Source organism: Photorhabdus laumondii subsp. laumondii, assembly GCF_003343245.1.
Lineage (GTDB): Bacteria > Pseudomonadota > Gammaproteobacteria > Enterobacterales > Enterobacteriaceae > Photorhabdus > Photorhabdus laumondii.
In genome coordinates this window covers 3,556,222-3,575,697 of the sequence record NZ_CP024901.1, presented here as the reverse complement: position 1 = coordinate 3,575,697, position 19,476 = coordinate 3,556,222, and the positions used below count along the sequence as shown (strand labels likewise).

The 19,476-nt window shown below is 40.6% G+C and carries 16 protein-coding genes and 1 pseudogene; 12 read left to right on the top strand and 5 right to left on the bottom strand.

All coding sequences use genetic code 11. The annotated features are described in order from the left end of the window. The first annotated feature begins 40 nt into the window (after positions 1–40). Positions 41–583, top strand: coding sequence for a YfaZ family outer membrane protein (locus PluTT01m_RS15835; protein WP_011147284.1), 543 nt, complete (start codon positions 41–43; stop codon positions 581–583). A 46-nt stretch (positions 584–629) separates the two neighbouring features. On the opposite strand, the gene tyrP is transcribed toward PluTT01m_RS15835, so the two are convergent. Next, positions 630–1,835: a tyrosine transporter TyrP gene (gene tyrP / locus PluTT01m_RS15830; RefSeq protein ID WP_011147283.1), complete on the bottom strand. Its 1,206-nt coding sequence runs from the start codon at positions 1,833–1,835 to the stop codon at positions 630–632. A 303-nt stretch (positions 1,836–2,138) separates the two neighbouring features. Between tyrP and PluTT01m_RS15825 the strand changes: the two genes are divergently transcribed. The 7 genes and pseudogenes from PluTT01m_RS15825 to PluTT01m_RS15795 all read left to right on the top strand — a co-directional run bounded on the left by PluTT01m_RS15825 (position 2,139) and on the right by PluTT01m_RS15795 (position 11,913). Continuing rightward, entirely contained in the window at positions 2,139–3,818 is a 1,680-nt protein-coding gene (locus tag PluTT01m_RS15825; protein ID WP_011147282.1) for a ShlB/FhaC/HecB family hemolysin secretion/activation protein, read from the top strand. Between the two features lie 60 nt (positions 3,819–3,878). Continuing rightward, entirely contained in the window at positions 3,879–8,966 is a 5,088-nt protein-coding gene (locus PluTT01m_RS15820; RefSeq protein WP_011147281.1) for a DUF637 domain-containing protein, read from the top strand. Then, on the top strand, positions 8,966–9,502 hold the full coding sequence (locus PluTT01m_RS15815; RefSeq protein WP_011147280.1) for a hypothetical protein: 537 nt from the start codon (positions 8,966–8,968) through the stop codon (positions 9,500–9,502). The genes PluTT01m_RS15820 and PluTT01m_RS15815 overlap by 1 nt, the downstream gene beginning before the upstream one ends. Before the next feature lie 205 nt (positions 9,503–9,707). After that, positions 9,708–10,073, top strand: a pseudogene (locus PluTT01m_RS15810) (endonuclease toxin domain-containing protein); the annotation flags it as partial. Continuing rightward, entirely contained in the window at positions 10,073–10,573 is a 501-nt protein-coding gene (locus PluTT01m_RS15805) for a contact-dependent growth inhibition system immunity protein (protein WP_011147278.1), read from the top strand. The pseudogene PluTT01m_RS15810 and the gene PluTT01m_RS15805, both read left to right, overlap by 1 nt. 163 nt (positions 10,574–10,736) lie before the next feature. Beyond that, the gene (locus tag PluTT01m_RS15800) at positions 10,737–11,243 is read left to right on the top strand and encodes a contact-dependent growth inhibition system immunity protein (RefSeq protein ID WP_011147277.1); all 507 of its coding nucleotides are present in this window, start codon (positions 10,737–10,739) and stop codon (positions 11,241–11,243) included. A gap of 163 nt (positions 11,244–11,406) precedes the next feature. Continuing rightward, entirely contained in the window at positions 11,407–11,913 is a 507-nt protein-coding gene (locus PluTT01m_RS15795; RefSeq protein ID WP_011147276.1) for a contact-dependent growth inhibition system immunity protein, read from the top strand. A gap of 241 nt (positions 11,914–12,154) precedes the next feature. Here PluTT01m_RS15795 and PluTT01m_RS15790 read toward each other — a convergent pair whose 3' ends face one another. Further along, positions 12,155–13,168, bottom strand: a complete 1,014-nt coding sequence (locus PluTT01m_RS15790; protein ID WP_041380173.1) for a Gfo/Idh/MocA family protein — start codon at positions 13,166–13,168, stop codon at positions 12,155–12,157. Between the two features lie 329 nt (positions 13,169–13,497). Between PluTT01m_RS15790 and PluTT01m_RS15785 the strand changes: the two genes are divergently transcribed. The 4 genes from PluTT01m_RS15785 to PluTT01m_RS15770 all read left to right on the top strand — a co-directional run bounded on the left by PluTT01m_RS15785 (position 13,498) and on the right by PluTT01m_RS15770 (position 15,313). Next, positions 13,498–13,737, top strand: a complete 240-nt coding sequence (locus PluTT01m_RS15785; RefSeq protein ID WP_011147275.1) for a FitA-like ribbon-helix-helix domain-containing protein — start codon at positions 13,498–13,500, stop codon at positions 13,735–13,737. Then, positions 13,734–14,153 carry a type II toxin-antitoxin system VapC family toxin gene (locus PluTT01m_RS15780; RefSeq protein ID WP_011147274.1) on the top strand — a complete coding sequence of 140 codons (420 nt, stop codon included), beginning with the start codon at positions 13,734–13,736 and terminating at the stop codon, positions 14,151–14,153. The genes PluTT01m_RS15785 and PluTT01m_RS15780 overlap by 4 nt, the downstream gene beginning before the upstream one ends. Before the next feature lie 159 nt (positions 14,154–14,312). Then, a complete protein-coding gene (locus PluTT01m_RS15775) occupies positions 14,313–14,933 on the top strand; it encodes a hypothetical protein (protein ID WP_041380171.1) in 621 nt (206 codons plus the stop codon). Beyond that, positions 14,933–15,313, top strand: coding sequence for a type II toxin-antitoxin system YafO family toxin (locus tag PluTT01m_RS15770; RefSeq protein ID WP_011147272.1), 381 nt, complete (start codon positions 14,933–14,935; stop codon positions 15,311–15,313). The genes PluTT01m_RS15775 and PluTT01m_RS15770 overlap by 1 nt, the downstream gene beginning before the upstream one ends. Positions 15,314–15,434: 121 nt before the next feature. Here the strand turns inward: PluTT01m_RS15770 and yfaE are convergent, their stop codons facing one another. From yfaE to nrdA, 3 genes are read right to left on the bottom strand one after another with little or no spacing between them, the layout of a single operon-like run. Continuing rightward, positions 15,435–15,701 (bottom strand): class I ribonucleotide reductase maintenance protein YfaE, encoded by a 267-nt coding sequence (yfaE, locus tag PluTT01m_RS15765; RefSeq protein WP_011147271.1) that lies wholly within the window; start codon positions 15,699–15,701, stop codon positions 15,435–15,437. Further along, positions 15,701–16,831 (bottom strand): class Ia ribonucleoside-diphosphate reductase subunit beta, encoded by a 1,131-nt coding sequence (nrdB, locus tag PluTT01m_RS15760; protein WP_011147270.1) that lies wholly within the window; start codon positions 16,829–16,831, stop codon positions 15,701–15,703. The genes yfaE and nrdB overlap by 1 nt, the downstream gene beginning before the upstream one ends. Positions 16,832–16,843: 12 nt before the next feature. Then, on the bottom strand, positions 16,844–19,135 hold the full coding sequence (gene nrdA, locus PluTT01m_RS15755; RefSeq protein ID WP_011147269.1) for a class 1a ribonucleoside-diphosphate reductase subunit alpha: 2,292 nt from the start codon (positions 19,133–19,135) through the stop codon (positions 16,844–16,846). Positions 19,136–19,476: the final 341 nt, after the last annotated feature.

The following is a 19,476-nucleotide window of genomic DNA, read 5'->3' as shown; positions in this document are numbered from 1 at the left end:
CGTAAGATGTTTAACATTAAGTAAATAAAGAGGAAATATAATGAAGGTTTATCTTGCCGTGGTAGCGACCAGTTTGTTGTTCATTGCTGAGTCAGCGAATGCAATTTCCGTGAATGTTCAGGCGGGTCGCCATTTCACCCATACTTCTGCGGCAATTGGTGATAACAGTGCCGGATTATCCTTGAATGGCAACTGGGCACGCAGTGATCATAACGGGCAGTTGGGAAGTTTGGGAACAGCATTTAGCCTGCCTGTTGGTCCATTGACGGCCAGCATAGGGGGTAAGGCTCTCTATTTATCCCCTAAAGATGGGAAAAATGGTGAGGCATTAGCCGCAGGTGTAGGTTTGAGTTGGACTATTATGCCCGCTTTAGCGCTGTACGGTGAAGCTTACGGTGCGCCATCCAGATTAACTTCGGGTATTGATTCTTATGTTGAGGCTGCGGGTGGCTTACGTTTTACCGTATTTAAACCGTTGACGGTGGATGCTGGTTATCGGGTTATGAACATGAGAGGGAAAGAGGGAAATAGGGATAACAAACTGGCTGATGGATTTTATATCGGTGCTGGTTTGAATTTCTAATTTACTTTTGCGTTTTGTCCGCACCATTGCTGATGCGGACAGTTAATTAACCTACTTCTGGCAGTAAACCACTGACAATACCTATCTGGATGGTAATGACCGTAATTCCGCAAAGAAATACCAGAATCAGAACGGGTTTTCCGCCTTTTACCCGATAGGCTTTTTGTTCAATTTGACGACTGCGCCAAGCCAGCATGGAAGGCAGTAACAGGGCGAGAATGGACAGTGCAACTGCGGCGAAAGTTAACGCCATAACAAAGTTTGGATAGTACAAGGAGCAAAGTAGTGGTGGAACAAAAGTCATGATGCCGGTTTGCAGGCGGCCTGTCGCATTATTACGGCGTTTGAACAGATCTGCCATATAGTCAAACAAACCTAAGGAGACCCCAAGAAATGAGGTTGCCAGTGCCAAATCAGCAAACAGACGGACAGCAAGCTCTACACGAGGCGTCGCGACAACTTCTCTCACCGCTTTTAACAGTCCATTCAGCCCTGATTGCTCCGCTAAGATGCCGACAAAAGTATGGGAAGAGATGGCACCCAGAGTGGCTAATTGCCATAAGATATAGGCAGTCAGTGGGATAGCACTGCCGATAACAAATATTTTGCGTAACTTACGGGTATCACCTCCCATATAATTGACGATACTTGGCACACTGCCGTGAAAACCAAAAGAGGTGAATACCACGGGAATAGCTGATAATACCAAACCTTGTTCCAAAGGCATTGACATCAAGTTAGTGCTTTTGATGTGGGGCATCATGACGGTCAGCATAATAACCAGAAAGATGATTTTTGCCGTAAATAGCAGGCGGTTAATCATATCGACAGATTGAGTACTGATAGTGACAACACAACCCGCGACAAGAGTGAAAATCAGCACACCGTATGAAACAGGAATAGGTTTATCCAGCCATGAAGAGAGGCTGCCTGACAGCAACTCACCTGCACCACTGATATAAGCGGTTGTCAGAGCATACATGAGGAAAAGCATACTGAAACCGGTGAGCCATTGGCCTCCTCGCCCAAGATAACGTTTTGCCAGCGTTCCCAGGCCCGTATCGGCCGGGCTGTATTGATAAACTTCCACCAACAATAAAGCGGTATAGCTCATCAAAACCCAAAGAGTGATTAACATCACGAAGGTTGTTCCAAAACCGACACCGGCTGCTGCCAGCGGCATCGCCAGCATTCCTGCGCCAATTGTCGTGCCCGCTACGATAAAAATACTGCCAAGAGTACGATTCTTCACGCTTTCCCCTAGTTTTTGAACTGATTGAAATCGTTATGAAAAGGCAGGCTAAAGGATTAACTTATTCATGTCAAACTACAGTTACACTTAGTGTAAATAAATAATTACAATTGTGTTTTTGCATGATCGTAAATGATGTATTTCATTAAATATAAAAAGTTACTTATTCTATTAAGTATTTAAAAAACCAGACTTTATTCACACTTAAATAAGAAAGTTTTTTATTTTCATCTAGATTGCTAATTAAAATAAGACGTTATTCATTATCTTAACAATTAACGTATGGTGAAATAAAAATTATCAATGGAAAGAATATCTGTTTGTTTTAGGACATTAGTTGTATCTGTTCTATTCGCTATATCGGGGCAAGCTTATGCTTCAGCGTTTATTGGCCCGGCGGATCAAGAGGTTATCACTCAACAACAGAAAGCGTTATTGCAGCAGGCTCAACAGCAGCGGGAGGCGTTACGTAACAACATCACTTTGTCTCCAGCTTTAGAGCACGAAACTGATGGTGCTAAATCTGTTTGTCATACCATCCGCTATATTCAATTTGAAGGTGTTGAGAGCCTTTCCCAATCAGTAAGGGAAAAGTTAATACAGTCTTATTTATCCCGTTGCTTAACCTTGCCAGATATTAATGAACTGGTGCGTAAAGTATCGAATGCCTATATCGAGCGAGGTTATGTCACTTCTCGGGCTGGACTCAGAGCACAGGATTTATCCACCGGTACGCTCATTATTACCGTGAGTGAGGGCAAAGTTGAATCAATCACTCTTGATGGTGAGACATCCCTTTCATTGAAAATGGCCTTTCCGGGAATGGTTGGTAAGACATTGAATCTACGGGATATTGAACAGGGGATGGAACAACTGAACCGGCTTCCTTCCCAACAGATAACCATTGATATTCAGCCGGGAAAACAGCCCGGTTATTCTGCGGTTATCTTAAAACGAATATCGACTCGTTTGCCGGTTGGTGCCAGTTTGGGGATAGATAATAGTGGTCAAAAAAGTACTGGCACCGGGCAAATCAACGCCAGTGTGAATGTAGATAACCTATTACATCTTGCAGACCAATGGTCATTATCTGTCAGTCGCAACAACGATTTTCGTAATAACCACCGTAGTCGAAGTCTCTCTTCCAATGTGACGATTCCTTATGGTGACTGGTTGTTCAATTATCAATATGCGTGGAACGATTCTTTTCAGGATATTCCGATTGGCTTACAAAGTTACCGTTATGAAGGTGACAACCAGACTCACCGGCTAGCAATAAACCGGACGTTGTATCGTGACGGTGAACAGAAACTGGCTCTGAATGCAGGAATAACACATCGTCAGACGGCTAATTTGTTTGCAGGAAAGAAATTATCTATCAGCAGTCCGATATTAAGTGTTGCTAATCTTGGTCTTAATTACAGTTCGGTACTGGCGGGTGGCTATATCACTTTCAACCCTGCATTGAGTTATGGGTTACCCGTGTTAGGTGCAACAAAAGATGACCCGTATTTCCCAGATGCTCCACGTAGCCAATTCCGTAAATTCAGCCTGAGTGTTAGCTATTTTATCCCGATTTCCGACTCTATTTATTACCTTTCATCTGTTTACGGTCAAACCACACCGTACAACCTTTATGCCAGTGAACGTCTCTCATTAGGCGGGCAATACTCTGTTCGGGGATTTAAAGAACAATACCTGACCGGAAATCGCGGTGGGTATTGGCGTAATGAACTGAATTGGCAAATTTCAGAGTTGCCTGTGCTGGGTGAACTGGCCTTAACGGGGGCGCTGGATACGGGTTGGTTACAGGGAAAAACCAGACAAATCGATGGCGGTAATGTTACCGGTACTGCGCTTGGCATATCACTGACGCACAGTAAGTTCAATCAAACAATGACATTGGGAACACCTCTGATTTATCCAGACCACCTGAAACCGGATAACTGGGTAGTTTACTGGTCTGTATCACTGATTTTTTAGCGATGTAATACAGGTATTTATATCAATAACTTTGTACTTAAATTAAGAAAGGACAGAATAATGGAAAGACGTAACGGCCCTATGGCAAGGGGAGCTTGTTATCTTTTAATTTATCTTACTGCCGTATATCCCCTTCATCCTGCTATTGCAGCCGGGATCACGCCAGATAATAACCGAACACAGGTACAAAACCAGGGTAATGTGCCGATTGTAAATATTGCTACGCCTAATGGTGCAGGAATATCTCACAACACTTATAAAGAGTTTAATGTTGCGACTCAGGGTGCCGTATTAAATAACGCCACTCAGGTGGTTAAATCACAATTAGCCGGGCAACTTAACGCTAACCCTAACTTGAATGGTAAATCGGCTGAATTGATTATTAATGAAGTCACCGGTAGTGGTCGATCTGATCTCCAAGGGAAACTAGAGATAGTTGGTCATAAAGCCAATATGATGATTGCCAACCCTAATGGCATTACTTGTGATGGTTGTGGTTTTATCAATACCGGCAGTGCGACATTGACCACCGGTAAACCTCAATTTGATAAACAGGGTGCGTTGGAAGCATTGGAGGTTAAAAAAGGCCAGATTACTATTGGTGGCAAAGGGCTGGATGGTAAGACAACGGATTATATCGATATTATCAGCCGGGCGACTGAATTAAATGGAAAAATTCAAGCTAATAATTTATCCCTGACGCAGGGAGCTAATCGGATTGATTTTAACGATGGCACAGTGAAAAAAATCACTGGAGAAGGTGTTAAACCTCAATTAGCCGTTGATACCAAAGCATTAGGCGGCATGTATGCCAATAAAATCCGTTTGGTTGCTACGGAAGATGGTGTCGGTGTTAATCTTAAGGATTTAATCAGCAATCAGCGTGATATTACCTTAAACGTTAATGGCAAAATTGAGCTGGGAAATGCCAAAGCCAAAACGGATTTTAATCTTAGCGCTAAAGAGACTCATATTGCGCAAAATATCAAGGTACAAGCGGAACGGGATATTACTCTGGCAAGTACTAAATTGGATAATAAAGGGAGTGTAACTGCGGGCCGGGATATGCGGATATTTGGTGATACCTTGCGTAATACCGGTGATAAAGCACTTTTGCAAGCCAATAATAATATGTGGTTACAGAAGGATGCTCAGGGGAATAAGAGCGATCTGATTGAAAACAAGTCTGCAACGATAAAGACTGTGAAAGGGGATTTGGTTGTTCGCACTGATAAACTGGATAATATAAGAGATCAAACCATAACTGAATGGAAAACCATTCCGGCTGACTCCGTAGGAATTAATAAATGGGCTGGTAGTTTTTATGGTATCAGGCAAGGTGTTGATTCCGTCATTACATTGGCTGTAAAATTGAAAGATTTTAATCGGGATAAATGGTTTGGTATTATCGATTTATTAAAGAATAACTTTGTCAATATTAAACAGGATAGATTTTCAATAAAGGCGATAAGCCCAGCAGGGAGCATTGTTTCTGGTGGTAATGCTTATATTAATGCAACTAATTTGCGAAATGATGTTTCATCTATATATGCGAAAAAAGATCTTATTCTCACCGGGGAAAATATTGATATTATCAGCCGTCAATTAGGTAAGAAAAATACATTTTGGCATTATACTACATCAAACCCTATGGCTGGCAGTGAATTCAAAGATGATGATGCACCACCGGGTGATTGGGATTTATTTTATGTTTATGAAGATGCAGAATATACTAAGCAAGGAGAGTTATATACTTGGGGGGAAGAAAGTTATATATCGTCTTCAATTAGTGCGGAAAAAAATCTAGTAGCGGATTTTAAAAACAATTTAAATATCAGTACGTTGATTCCTGATAATGCAAAAAATCTGTCAGAAGTAACTGTAACTGCCCGACCTGACACATTATCAGCAAAAAACATTTTGCTTCACGCAGGTAAAATCAATATCACTGATAAACTAAAGGCTATTGATGGGTTAAATATTATTTCCGAGAATGATATTAATCTTAATAATGCAGCATTGATTTCGTCAAATAGCTTATCTATGACAGCAACTAATAATATTAATGCTTTGCAAGGTGAACTAAAAGCCAAAGATGTAACTATTATCAGCCGCAACGGGAATGTTCAGTTTCAGAGTAGTAGCAAACCAGGGTATTTTAATCCTGATAATACGCGTAAAATAAGTAGCTTAGAAGCTACGGGTGATTTACTCTTACATGCAGGTAAGAACATTCTTCTTCGCAATATCCTCTTAACGAAAAGTCATAATATTTCTTTAACTGCAAATCATGATATTACCATTGATAATAACAGTGAGTTATTGACACATAAACGAATGGGGGATGTGAGCGCTGAGAGTAAGGAACAAACGCTGTTTAATCAGATGTTATCTACAATAGGTAAGCTTGATGCAAAAAGCTCGGTTGTCATTAATGCTGGAGGAAATTTATTTATTAAGGGAGTTAATGTTTCAGCGGTAAAAGATATCAACTTGACCGCTGCAAAAAACATTGATCTCACTCCTCGTGAATTATCTCCTTCACTGAATAAACTATTTTCCACATCCCGTTCTGGTGAATTAAGTAGCCGATTAACCGCAGGAAATAATATCAATATTATCAGTGGTGCCGATATCAATGGCAAGGCGGCTCAAATTAACGCGAAAGGTAATACATTATTATCAGCAGGTCGGAATATTAACTTGTTAGCTCTGGGCTATTCCGCTATTGATAATAAGAACGATAATAATAAAGATGATCGCCATATCGTTGCTGTAGTTAATGGTGGAAAACAGCTTACCTTAGCTGCTAATGGAACGCTGATTACCCAAGGCGCTACATTAAGCTCAGGAGGAAATACAACGATTTCTTCCGGCGGCAATATGCGTTTTGAATCAGTGCAGAATCACTCTTACCGGGAAAAAGGCAGGGAATTCACTGAATCAGTCACACAGCAAGGTACTGCATTGACTAGTGGCGGTATATTAACTGTTATTTCAAACGGCAGTATTCTTTTCCAAGCCACTAAACTGACTGCCAAAGGTGCGATGGACGTCGCGGCGAAAGGCGGTTATCTGTACGCTCAGGCAATGGAAGAATCTAGCCACTATGAGAAAACAGAAACCAAACGTAAGTGGTATGGCAAAAAGAAAACCATTAAACGTACCCGTCATGATGTCACTAATAAAGTCACTGAATTTACTGCGGGTGGTGATATTAACCTGTTAAGCCGGGATGATAGCACTTACGAAGCCAGTAAAATTGCGACTAATAAAAACGCCAAACTGACCAGCACTCACGGTAAAGTTAATTTTAAAGCAGTAAAAAATACCGCTTTTGAACAGACTATTACCTATTCCAAAGGCTTTTATATTAAGCAAAGGGATAAAGGTTATACCGAAACCCAATGGGTATTACCGCAGATTTTCACTGGTGGAAAACTGACAGTGGAAGCAGCCAACGGTGTTAGTGCTGATATTAAAGCTAAAAATGGTCAGTCATTGCAAAATGTATTAGCCGTATTGGGAAATACGCCAGAAACAGCTTGGTTGAAAGGGCTTCGAGAAAATAAAGATATCCAGTGGAATGTGGTCAAAGACGCTTATGACAGTTGGGATCACAAGAGCCAGCATTTGAATCCAGTGGTTTCTGCGGTAATTGCGATTGCAGCGGCGGCGGCAACCGCAGGCAGTTCTTTAGCGGCATCTGTCGCATCTTATGCGGGTAATAGCGTTGCGGGTGGGGCGTTAACTGCGGGAATGTCATCACTGGCGGCACAGGCGGCGGTTGCTATTGTGGATAATCAGGGGGACATATCCAAAGCGCTAAAAGTATTAGGTAGCAGTGATGCGGTTAAATCAACAATTACCTCAATGGCGATTGGTGGCGCATTGGCCGGATTTGATTCCTACATGGGATGGGATAAAGCGGCTGATGGTACCAAATTAGATCCCACAAAAGCGAAATTACCCCAAATCAGCAATGGTGATTGGAATAAAGTCGTCCAACGGGTAGCGGGTCAATCCATTATTAGTTCTAGCTTGAATACCGCCATTAACGGCGGCAGCTTTAAAGATAATTTGACTACGGCTCTGTTGGCTAATATTGGCAGCCAGATTAATGCGGAAGGTGCCAGATTAATTGGTGACAACGGCGAAGTGCTTGGAGTGCCGGGTAAAACGTTAAGCCATGCAGTTGTCGCAGGGATAAGCGCTGAAATTGGCAGAGGAAATGTTAAAGGCGCAATGGCAGGGGCTTTGGCTGCGGAATTGGCTGGTTCTATTATGGATAATAGCTTGTTTGAGCCTAAATTTCGTGATGAATCAGAACGTCAGTTAAATAAGCTAATAAAGGCTATGTCTGATAATGAATCTAATGCCCAGCTAGCAAAAGTTTTTGGTTCAGTAGCGGGAGCAATAGTAACAGGAACGCCGGATGGTGCTTACAGTGGTGCAAATGCATCTGAGATAGTTTTTCGTTATAACTATATTGATCATCAGCTTACTCAGTTAGCGTTAGAAAACCAAAAAGATATGTTGGCTGCAATGGAAGGTGATAAAGAGGCTTTAATTCGTGTGGAAGCTCGTCAACAAGCTGCGTTAGCAGTTATGGATTACATCCCTGTCATTGGCGCAACGAAAGGATTTTATGATGCAGAGAAATTGGAAGATTATCTTCTTGCTACGCTCAGTGTTATTCCTAGTGGGAAGTTATCAGTAAAAATCATTGAAAAACTTAAAGTTGCGGTTAAAGCTAAAAATGCCCCTGAAACAAGGATATTGTTGAATGAAATTAAGCGTGATATTAGTAAGTCAGGAACAGTATGGGATTCTATAAAAGCAACACAGCCTGCAATTCCTGGAACATCAATACCAAAATCGTTTGAGATGACGGTAAATGGAAAAGTTGTATGGGTTAACCCAAATGCAACCAAGCATATGGAGGAATATCTAACGCGTAATGGATTGTCACACAGCACAACAGAAGGGAGCCAAGCTATGTTGTCAAGTCTTCAACATGCGATCAAGAATGCATCATCTCAAGGTTTGAAGTTTAATGAAAAAATGCAAGTAGGTCGTTGGGAGTTAATATTTAGTCAGCGATCTACAGATCCTTATCCAGTATTAAAACATGCGTTGTATAAATAATGATGCTGAAAATAATCAAGCCAGTAAATGATCAGGAAGTAATCATTAATATTGATGGTTACACACCTATTGATATCCAATTAGTTGATAATATAAACGAAACTCCTTTATATTGGAGAGTTGGTGATGATAAGAAGAGTTTATTAGAGTTTGCTATTTTGCCTAGTAATGGCAGAATTGCAGCGATTACTTTGGTTATAATTAATCCAGAGTTTATTCAATATGCAGATGATTATCTTATTGAATCATATGAAAGTAAATGTGGTTTTCCTATAGTTGATGTGAATATATGGAGATTTACTGAAAATAATGATTTTAATCATCGTTTTATCGATGAATTCAATTGTGTGATTAAAGCATTGATTTATCAAGAATCTATAATGTTGGTCATAAAAGAGAAATGTATGTTATCCAGTTGGATTAAATGTAGCAACTCTTTGTGGTTGGGATTGGACGATGATGAAAATATTGTAAGTGTTCTAATAAGAGGATTATCAAAAGAAGATATCAATAATTTCTTTAATTCTATTAGTTAGTGTATATCAAGCTAATTTTATCTTGGATTGATATGCGATATTGCTATGTAGTAAAAATGGGTAACATCGGTTTCCATACCGATGTTACCAAATATATATTTTTTTATTACCTTAGATAGTCTTTGTGTTGTATTAGGAAATTTTTTACTGCTTACTGGATCTATCCAATGGAGTCTTGCGATTGAAATAGTATGGGTATCCTTTTGAGGATTTTGTTGCTACGCAAATGCCAGCAGGTTCTCGGTTGCCTGAAAGGTTTAAGACTTTTGATTTTTATGATGAAAAAACAGGTTTGGCTACCAGTGTAAAAACATTGGATACACGTACTGCTTCAAAAATTAAAAATCCAAAACAACTGTATATTTCCATAAAAGGAAATATTGATGATACCATTCGTTTCATTGATGAAACAAAAGCAGGTGTAAATGTCACTGCTAACATGATATCTAAGCGTGAAGTGAGAATTGCAATACCTAAAACTACCACTCCTGACCAATGGGAGCAAATCAACCGAGCCATTACTTATGGTGCAGAGAAAAATGTAAGTGTCAAAATTACGGTGGTGAAATAATGAGTGAGATTTTTAAACGATGGCGGAATGCCAGATGTGTATTTAATGGTGATTTTTATTCAATAATAAGTTATTCGGGTTATCGTTCACTGAATTTAGACCTTTTAGGGGGTAACCATATGTTATCTCCTGATATTTCTGATGAGGAGCTAGGCATTGTAATTCTGGATGCTCTTTCTAAAAGTCGGCTGATTGATCCCGATGATAATTTTTTTGACAATGAAAAAAAGGCTGAGAGATATAAAGAATGGGTTAAACTCTTAATGGAAACTTACAATTATTGTTCAAAACGTCAGCTTTTTAAAAAAATGCATAATTGTGGAATCCAATTGCTTGATGGCCAAATAACGATAAGACCATCTAGCCATGAAAAATTGGAAGGTTGGTCTGGAGATGGTATTTCTGTAGCTGATTATGTCGTGATTCCGGCAGACAGTTCTCCTGAGGAAGTTGGAGCAGCATTACGGCTAGCTTTTTCACGTTGCAGAAGTTATGTTTGACGATAAATGAACAGTTGTTTTTGCACTAAATTGATCATGATCTTTGATTTATAGAGTTAATTAAGGTGGACACGTAGTAGTTATTATGTGTCCACTAATTATCTCGAAAAGATTCAAATAGTTATTAAATAAGCCTTACTGCTAAAATTACGGTGGTGAAATAATGAATGCAGATTTTAAACAAGGGTTAAATGCAAGCGCTATGTTCAACGGGGATTTTTATTCTGTTAAAACTTATTCAGGCAATGGTTTATTGAGAGCGGATCCCTTAGGTAGCAAACATTTACTACAGCCAATTGTATCTGATCAAGAATTAGGAAAGGCTGCACTTGATGCTTTATCAAAAAGCAGAGTAATCCCACTTGATGAATGTGAGGATTATTTTGATCATGATGCAAGTGATGAGCAGTATAAAAATTGGATAACGGAGATGATGAAATCTTATGGCTATCGTTCAAAACGCCGATTATTTAAGAAAATGTTGAGTTGTAGTATTTGCATGCTTGATGGTGAGATAACGATACAACCATCTAGCCATGAAAAATTGGAAGGTTGGTCTGGAGATGGTATTTCTGAAGCTGATTATGTCGTGATTCCGGCAGACAGTTCCCCTGAGGAAGTTGGTGCGGCACTACGGCTGGCTTTTTCACGTTGCAGAAGTTATGTTTGACGATAAGGTAACAGTTTGTTTTTGCATTGATTATTCATGATTTTTGATTTAGAGAGTTAATTAAGGTGGACACGTAGTAGTTATTATGTGTCCACTAATTATCTCGAAAAGATTCAAATAGTTATTAAATAAGCCTTACTGCTAAAATTACGGTGGTGAAATAATGAATGCAGATTTTAAACAAGGGTTAAATGCAAGAGTTAAATTTAATGGTGATTTCTATTCAGTACAAACCTATTCAGGCAATGGCTTATTGGGAGCAGATCCCTCAGGAAGTAATTATTTATTACAGCCAATTGTATCTGATCAAGAGTTGGGAAAGGCTGTGCTTGATGCTTTATCAAAAAGCAGAGTAATCCCGCTGGATAAGTACGGGGATTATTTTGATCATGATGTAAATGCTGAACAGTATAAAAATTGGATCACCGAGATGATGGGATCTTATAATTACCGTTCAAAACGGCAGTTATTTAAGAAAATGTTAAGCTGTGGTATCTGTATGCTTGATGGTCAAATAACGATCCGACCATCCTGCCATGAGAAATTGGAGGGTTGGTCTGAAGATGGTATTTCTGAAGCTGATTATGTCATTATTCCGGCAGACAGTTCTCCTGCGGAAGTTGGTGCGGCATTACGGCTGGCTTTTTCGCGTTGTAGAAGTTATGTTTGATTAAAGAACCTAAGTTTTATTTCGTAACTGATCATAGCAATATCTATTATATAAAATCATCAATAGACAGAATATATAGTATTATTTGGTCAAGAATAAATATTATGAATAGTAAAACTGTTTTAGTTGATAAAAATGGTAATAAAAAGAAGTTAATAAAGTCTTTTAGACCATTTATTAACTTCCGATATTTTTAATGAACTCATATATATTTGGTTTTTATTTTCCTCTAAAAACTAATTTATTCATTTTTATATTGTAAATAATTATTAATTCTATAGTCTTTTAATACTTGGTCTATTACCCAACTGGTTCGTGAGCCTGATTCTCCTGTTGATGGGCAAAATCCTTTTCCTTGTAATTCATTAATTATTGTATTAATCAATGGCATTTCTATATGCTTTGGATTATCAATATTAAATTGGTGTAATTTATTATTTTCGTCATAATATGAAATGGCTGAATTTCCAAATGTAGAGAAAGATATTTTTCCTTTAGTACCAATTATTTCAACATTATCTCCTCTAGAGTTCGACACAAAATTCCATATACCCACACCTTGAATATTATTTTCAAACATAAATGACATTGATACACAATCTTCAGCGGGATAAGCATTCCCTTGTGAATTTGCATGTCCTTTGACAGAAATAATCTTTCCCAAAAGAAAGTCTAATATATCAAGAGTATGACATGCTAAATCAACAAATAACCCACCACCGGAAATTTTTGGATTAACAACCCAAGGTAAATGATGAGGATCTTGGTAACATTTCTCTATCTCTCTGTAAAGTATACAACTTACAATTCTTGGTGTTCCTATCGCACCTGACTCAATTAATTCTTTGATCTTTAAAAATCTTGGTAATGCTCTCCTATAATAAGCCACAAATAAGGGAACATTTTGGGATTTACAAATCGCGATCATCTCATTACATTCTTCGAATGTTAATGCCATAGGTTTTTCTACATATATTGCTTTACCAGCTTTAGCCGCTAAAATGGTATATTCTTTATGTGTAGAGGGAGGTGTTGCAATATATACTGCATCAATGTCTTTGTCATTAATAAGTGAATTAGCGTCAGAATACCATTTAGGGACATTATGTCTCTTAGCAAAATCCTCTGCTAAATTAGCGTTGCGCCGCATTACTGCAACTAATTCAGAATTATCTAATTTATAAAAGGCAGGGCCACTTTTTACTTCAGTAACATCACCGCAACCAATAATGCCCCATTTTATTGTTTTTTTCATTTTATTTTCCCAATATGTTTATATCGAATTCTTTCTTAATAAAATCTTGGTGGAGATTATAATAGAATTCTGATTTATCCCATTTTTTTCGTTCCAATATATGATTATATAACATGTTTTTTACTTCTGAATCAAATGTTAATGCCATAGGTTTTTCTACATATATTGCTTTGCCAGCTTTACCTGATTTAGCCGCTGATTTCTTTCCAACTCTTTGCTAATGGGTTTTGATTGAATGCAATTAGCTCTCTTTCTATCCCACATGCTTGCAGCCATGATTGCAATAATATATATTGATTGCAATGCATGCTAAATGAGGAAATGAATCTATGCCATCCATTACTGTCAGAAATGTACCGGACGAAGTGCATCGTGCCTTGCGGGTACGCGCAGCCACACATGGCCGTAGTGCTGAGGCCGAAATCCGGTTTATTCTGGAAAACGCCGTACAACCGGAGGGGCGCATCAAGCTGGGTTCCTTGCTGGCAAAAATCGGCCGCGAGGCGGAGGGCGTCGATCTTGAGATCGAGCGTGATAAGACACCTGCTGAGCCGATGAGTTTTGAATGATACTGCTAGATACGAACGTGGTTTCCGAGCCACTGCGGCTCAGCGGCCACCCCGCTGTGGTTGCCTGGATAGATGAACAGAATGTCGAGACGCTTTACTTGGCAGCGATCAGCTTGGCTGAGCTTCGCTTTGGGGTTGCAGCGCTGTCCAATGGTAAGCGCAAAGATACCCTGCATAGAAACCTAGAGCGGAGTGTTGTTCCTTTATTTACCGGTCGTATCTTGCCATTCGATGCGGCCGCTTCGGAAGCTTATGCCGAGATCATGGCGCGAGCGAAGAGCGAGGGGAAAGCCATTGGGAAGGCTGACGGGTATATTGCGGCTATTGCAGCGGCGAATGGGCTGATTGTTGCAACCCGCGACATATCACCTTTTGAAGCTGCCGGGCTTACTGTTATCAACCCTTGGAAGGGCTAATAACAACTATACCCGTCATCTTTCAAGTTGCTTCTTTGTTGGCTGCACTTGCTCACCCCGGTCACATAGTTATCTATGCTCCCGGGGATTCACTCCCTTGCCGCCGCGATGCATCTTGAAATCAATAGGGTATATATCAACATTGAAGGTGGTAAGGATATGAAGAGGCAAGTGAAAACAATGGCTCTCCCAGCGATGACAGCGGCGTTATTGGCGTCTCTGGCTCCTGTTCCGGCTAAAAGTACCGTTCTACCGATGACGGTTGTTGAAATACAAAAATCAGCAGGTTTGATATCTACATTGACATTTAACCTGAAAGATGAACAAGTTTTTCTGCCTTTGTCAGAAGCAACTGCTTACTTGCAAAGTCTGAATGAGTACACACGAAAGTCGTTATCTGAAGCTATCGCTCATCGTATTGCTAAGGGGAGTGGTGGATTGTTTTCAAATTCAGTACGTATAAGAAAATTGGCCAATGACAACATTGAATATTGCATGAGGATAAAAGAAGCAGTACGTATCGTTCTGTCACCTGATAATCTGAGTAAGAATTTTCCAGATCCGTCTGAGCGAGAAATATTTCGGGTGAATATTGTAAAGTTTGGTCGAGCAATAGCGAACTCTGAATATACTGCGTGTGATATTCTTTCGGCTATTGAACAAAGCCTGCCTCCGACAAAGACGTATCATCCTGATAATTTACCTACTTCTAGAGAAGTTAAATTGATGATATTAGCAGAACATAAAAACCTTGGTCTGTCAGAGCCGGAATTTTTATAATGGGAGTCAGTGTTACTGTTCATAAAGATGTTGAGTTTCATGATGTTGCAATAGTTTATGCAAAGTTGTTAGAGCATTGGAAAAGGACGGCGTTATTACCTTCTGTATTTGGCCGGGATGGTCAATGGGAACATAATAGCAGAACCTTAGATTCAAATATCTATAAATTGCATATTAGAATGCCAGATGAAATACCGTGGGAAAAATATAAGCCACAGATTGATCGATGTTCGGATAATTATTTAGTGTATGTGCAGCATTGGATGGATAGTAAGAGTTTTCAGGTGATAAGTATTATGAGCCCGAAGGCTCACGAATTAGCAAAAACGTCATTTCTTACAGAGCTTGAGCGTAGGGTTGAGGAGTTCCATTCCATCTAAATTACTATATAACCTGTTGTTAATAAATTAAAAGCCCTTATAAATTTGGGGATTCTTTGTCCATGCGATCAAGGTGTGGATATTCGTATTCATTATTGAGTGTTAGTTTTTAAAATAAATACTAAAGCTCAATCTCAATATCACTAAGCGGATGACAGCAGCAGGGTAAAATTTCGCCTTCATTAACAAAAGCCAGAGGTTTGCGTCGATAGCCGACTTTGCCTTTTATCAATTTGACACGACAGGAACCGCAATAACCTTCGCGGCATTGGTATTCAGCTTGAACTCTACCTTGTTCCAATGCCTCTAGCAGACTGTTATGCAGTTCGGGAGAGCTGTAGATATGATAACCCTGCATACCATGCAGGGTTACTTTATAGCTTGTCATCAGAGTTCAAAATCACTCAGGTCGTCAGGGTTAACTTCAGCATCAATCTGACCAACCAGATAGGAACTGACTTCAACTTCTTGCGGCGCGACTTGAACGTTATCAGACACCAGCCAGGCGTTAATCCACGGAATCGGGTTAGAACGCGTTTCAAATGGCAGTTTCAACCCGACAGCTTGCATACGGATGTTAGTAATGTACTCAACATATTGGCACAGAATATCTTTGTTCAAGCCAATCATCGAGCCTTCGCTGAACAGGTAATCTGCCCACTCTTTTTCTTGTTCCGCCGCCTGAACAAACAGGTCGTAGCACTGTTGTTCACACTCTTTGGCGATTTCTGCCATTTCTGGATCGTCTTGACCAGAGCGCAGCAGATTCAGCATATGTTGTGTGCCGGTCAGATGTAGTGCTTCGTCACGGGCGATCAATTTGATGATTTTTGCATTACCTTCCATCAATTCGCGTTCAGCAAAGGCAAATGAACAGGCAAAACTGACGTAAAAGCGGATCGCTTCCAGCGCGTTAACGCTCATCAGGCACAGGTACAGTTGCTTTTTCAGTCCACGCAGGCTAGCCGTGATGGTTTTACCGGCAATCTGATGTGTGCCTTCACCAAATAGCTGATAATGATTGGTCATCTCAATCAGATCATCGTAATAAGCGGAAATGTCTTTTGCCCGTTTCAGAATCTCTTCATTGGTGACAATATCATCAAACACAACCGCCGGATCATTAACGATATTCCGAATGATGTGAGTGTAAGAACGTGAATGAATCGTTTCAGAAAAAGACCAAGTTTCAACCCAGGTTTCCAGCTCAGGGATGGAGATCAAGGGCAGAAAAGCCACGTTCGGGCTGCGGCCCTGAATAGAGTCCAGCAGCGTTTGATATTTTAAGTTACTGATAAAAATATGCTTTTCATGGTCAGGCAGCGCATTGTAGTCAATGCGGTCGCGAGACACGTCAACTTCTTCCGGGCGCCAGAAGAAAGAGAGCTGTTTTTCGATCAATTTCTCGAAAATCGGATACTTTTGTTGGTCATAACGGGCTACATTTACTGGCTGACCAAAAAACATGGGTTCCTGTAACTGATCGTTTTTGACTTGTGAAAAAGTGGTATAGGCCATAACTTCCTCAAATTAAATCTTACACGCGCCGCCTTCACAATCGGAATCAGCAGATTCCACGACTTCTTCCAGGTCATCCTGAATGTCTTCCGCACCATCACGGGTATTGTGGTAATACAACGTCTTCACACCATATTTGTAAGCGAGCAATAAATCTTTCAGTAGCTGATTCATCGGCACTTTTCCACTTGGGAAATGTGTCGGATCGTAGTTGGTATTGGCAGAGATCGATTGATCGATAAATTTCTGCATGATACCAACCAACTGCAAATAGCCATCATTACCAGGCATTTGCCATAAGAGTTCATAAGCACCTTTCAGACGCTCATATTCCGGTACAACCTGGCGTAAAATGCCATCTTTTGATGCTTTGATGCTGACATAACCACGAGGCGGTTCAATGCCGTTGGTGGCGTTAGAGATCTGGGAAGAGGTCTCTGACGGCATCAAAGAAGATAATGTTGAATTGCGCAGACCATATTGTTTGATCTCGTTGCGCAATGCTTCCCAGTCATAGTGCAGCGGTTCATTGGTCAATGTGTCCAGCGCTTTTTTATAGGTATCGATAGGGAGGATACCTTTAGAATAGGTGGTTTCTTTAAACCACGGGCAAGCGCCTTGTTCTTTCGCCAGTTCATTAGAGGCTTTCAACAGGTAATACTGGATAGCTTCAAATGTTTTGTGGGTCAGGTTGTTAGCGCTGCCATCGGAGTAACGTACACCGTGTTTCGCCAGATAGTAAGCATAGTTGATGACACCAATGCCTAATGTACGGCGACCCATTGCCCCTTGTTTGGCGGCAAGGATAGGGTAGTCCTGATAATCGAGCAGGGCATCAAGGGCACGGACTGCCAGAGTAGCCAGTTCTTCCAGCTCATCAAGATTTTCAATTGCCCCCAGATTGAATGCGGATAAGGTACACAGCGCGATTTCACCATTTTTATCATTGATATCATTCAATGGCTTGGTTGGCAGTGCAATTTCCAGACACAGATTTGATTGGCGCACCGGGGCGACTAAAGGATCAAATGGGCTGTGGGTGTTGCAGTGATCTACGTTCTGAATATAGATACGGCCGGTAGAAGCACGCTCTTGCATCATCAGGGAGAAGAGATCAACCGCTTTCAGACGTTGCTGACGGATATTGCTGTCCTGCTCATATTTGGTGTACAAGCGCTCAAATTCATCCTGATCGGCAAAGAATGCCTCATATAGCCCTGGAACGTCGGATGGGCTGAACAGGGTAATCTCTTCACCTTTGATCAGGCGTTCGTACATCAGTTTGTTAAGTTGTACGCCATAGTCCATGTGACGAACACGGTTTCCTTCAACGCCACGGTTGTTTTTTAGTACCAGCAGGCTTTCAACTTCCAGATGCCATAATGGATAGAACAGGGTAGCGGCACCACCACGAACGCCCCCCTGAGAGCAGGATTTGACCGCGGTCTGGAAATGCTTATAAAAAGGAATACAGCCGGTATGGAAGGCTTCACCATTACGGATTGGGCTTCCCAGCGCACGAATGCGGCCTGCATTGATACCAATACCCGCACGTTGAGAAACATATTTTACAATCGCGCTGGAAGTCGCATTAATGGAATCCAGGCTATCATCACATTCAATCAATACGCATGAGCTAAATTGACGCGTCGGGGTGCGTACACCTGCCATGATCGGGGTCGGCAGAGAGATCTTAAATGTGGAAGCCGCATCGTAAAAACGGCGAATATAGTCCAGACGTGTCTCTTTCGGATAACCGGAGAACAGGCAAGCTGCGACCAGAATATAGAGGAATTGGGCACTTTCATAAATTTCACCGGTAACGCGATTCTGAACCAGGTATTTACCTTCAAGCTGTTTGACCGCCGCGTAAGAAAAGTTCATATCACGCCAATGGTCAATAAACTCGTTCATTTGCTCGAATTCTTCTTTCGAGTAGTCTGCAAGCAAGTGCTTGTCATATTTGCCCATTTTCACCATACGGGATACATGGTCATAGAGCGAGGGTGGCTCGAATTGACCGTAAGCTTTTTTACGCAGGTTGAAAATTGCCAAGCGGGCGGCCAGATACTGATAGTCAGGTGCATCACCGGAGATAAGATCAGCGGAAGCTTTGATCATCGTCTCATGAATATCTGAGGTTTTGATGCCATCGTAAAATTGGATTTGGGAACGCAGTTCTACTTGTGATACCGAGACATTTTTCAGTCCATCGGCTGCCCAGTTAACAACCCGGTGGATTTTATCAAGGTCAATTCGTTCTTTGTGGCCATCACGCTTTGTTACTAGCAGACTATGGTTCATGGACAGGCATACCTTACATTTACTTTCAGATTCACTCCCACCTGCTTTGTGTCTTTGACTTAGACCAAAACATAACCCCCTCAGTGGCGGAAAAACCAACGAGAGAGTAGTGGTAATGGAATGTTAAGGAACACAATATGTAGGGGGTACACTAAATAATGACAACAAGATAATGTTAAAAGCAGCTTTTATCAAGTGTACAAAAATACGGATTCTTGTGGATAACTTGAGGACTAAAATTTATTAAAAAGCCGGAAGCCTGCATCATTACTAGCGGTTGCTCTGACAAAAACACCGGCAAAAATGAGTAAAAAAATTCCTGAAAATGTGATTTATTTGCC

Bases quoted from the DNA above. Each gene is read 5' to 3' on its own strand.
- PluTT01m_RS15775 (WP_041380171.1), top strand. From the start codon at position 14,313: ATGAAGAGGCAAGTGAAAACAATGGCTCTCCCAGCGATGACAGCGGCG.
- yfaE (WP_011147271.1), bottom strand. From the start codon at position 15,701: ATGACAAGCTATAAAGTAACCCTGCATGGTATGCAGGGTTATCATATC.
- nrdB (WP_011147270.1), bottom strand. From the start codon at position 16,831: ATGGCCTATACCACTTTTTCACAAGTCAAAAACGATCAGTTACAGGAA.
- PluTT01m_RS15825 (WP_011147282.1), top strand. From the start codon at position 2,139: ATGGAAAGAATATCTGTTTGTTTTAGGACATTAGTTGTATCTGTTCTA.
- PluTT01m_RS15805 (WP_011147278.1), top strand. From the start codon at position 10,073: ATGAGTGAGATTTTTAAACGATGGCGGAATGCCAGATGTGTATTTAAT.
- PluTT01m_RS15785 (WP_011147275.1), top strand. From the start codon at position 13,498: ATGCCATCCATTACTGTCAGAAATGTACCGGACGAAGTGCATCGTGCC.
- PluTT01m_RS15815 (WP_011147280.1), top strand. From the start codon at position 8,966: ATGATGCTGAAAATAATCAAGCCAGTAAATGATCAGGAAGTAATCATT.
- PluTT01m_RS15800 (WP_011147277.1), top strand. From the start codon at position 10,737: ATGAATGCAGATTTTAAACAAGGGTTAAATGCAAGCGCTATGTTCAAC.
- PluTT01m_RS15770 (WP_011147272.1), top strand. From the start codon at position 14,933: ATGGGAGTCAGTGTTACTGTTCATAAAGATGTTGAGTTTCATGATGTT.
- PluTT01m_RS15820 (WP_011147281.1), top strand. From the start codon at position 3,879: ATGGAAAGACGTAACGGCCCTATGGCAAGGGGAGCTTGTTATCTTTTA.
- PluTT01m_RS15835 (WP_011147284.1), top strand. From the start codon at position 41: ATGAAGGTTTATCTTGCCGTGGTAGCGACCAGTTTGTTGTTCATTGCT.
- PluTT01m_RS15790 (WP_041380173.1), bottom strand. From the start codon at position 13,168: ATGAAAAAAACAATAAAATGGGGCATTATTGGTTGCGGTGATGTTACT.
- PluTT01m_RS15795 (WP_011147276.1), top strand. From the start codon at position 11,407: ATGAATGCAGATTTTAAACAAGGGTTAAATGCAAGAGTTAAATTTAAT.
- nrdA (WP_011147269.1), bottom strand. From the start codon at position 19,135: ATGAACCATAGTCTGCTAGTAACAAAGCGTGATGGCCACAAAGAACGA.
- PluTT01m_RS15780 (WP_011147274.1), top strand. From the start codon at position 13,734: ATGATACTGCTAGATACGAACGTGGTTTCCGAGCCACTGCGGCTCAGC.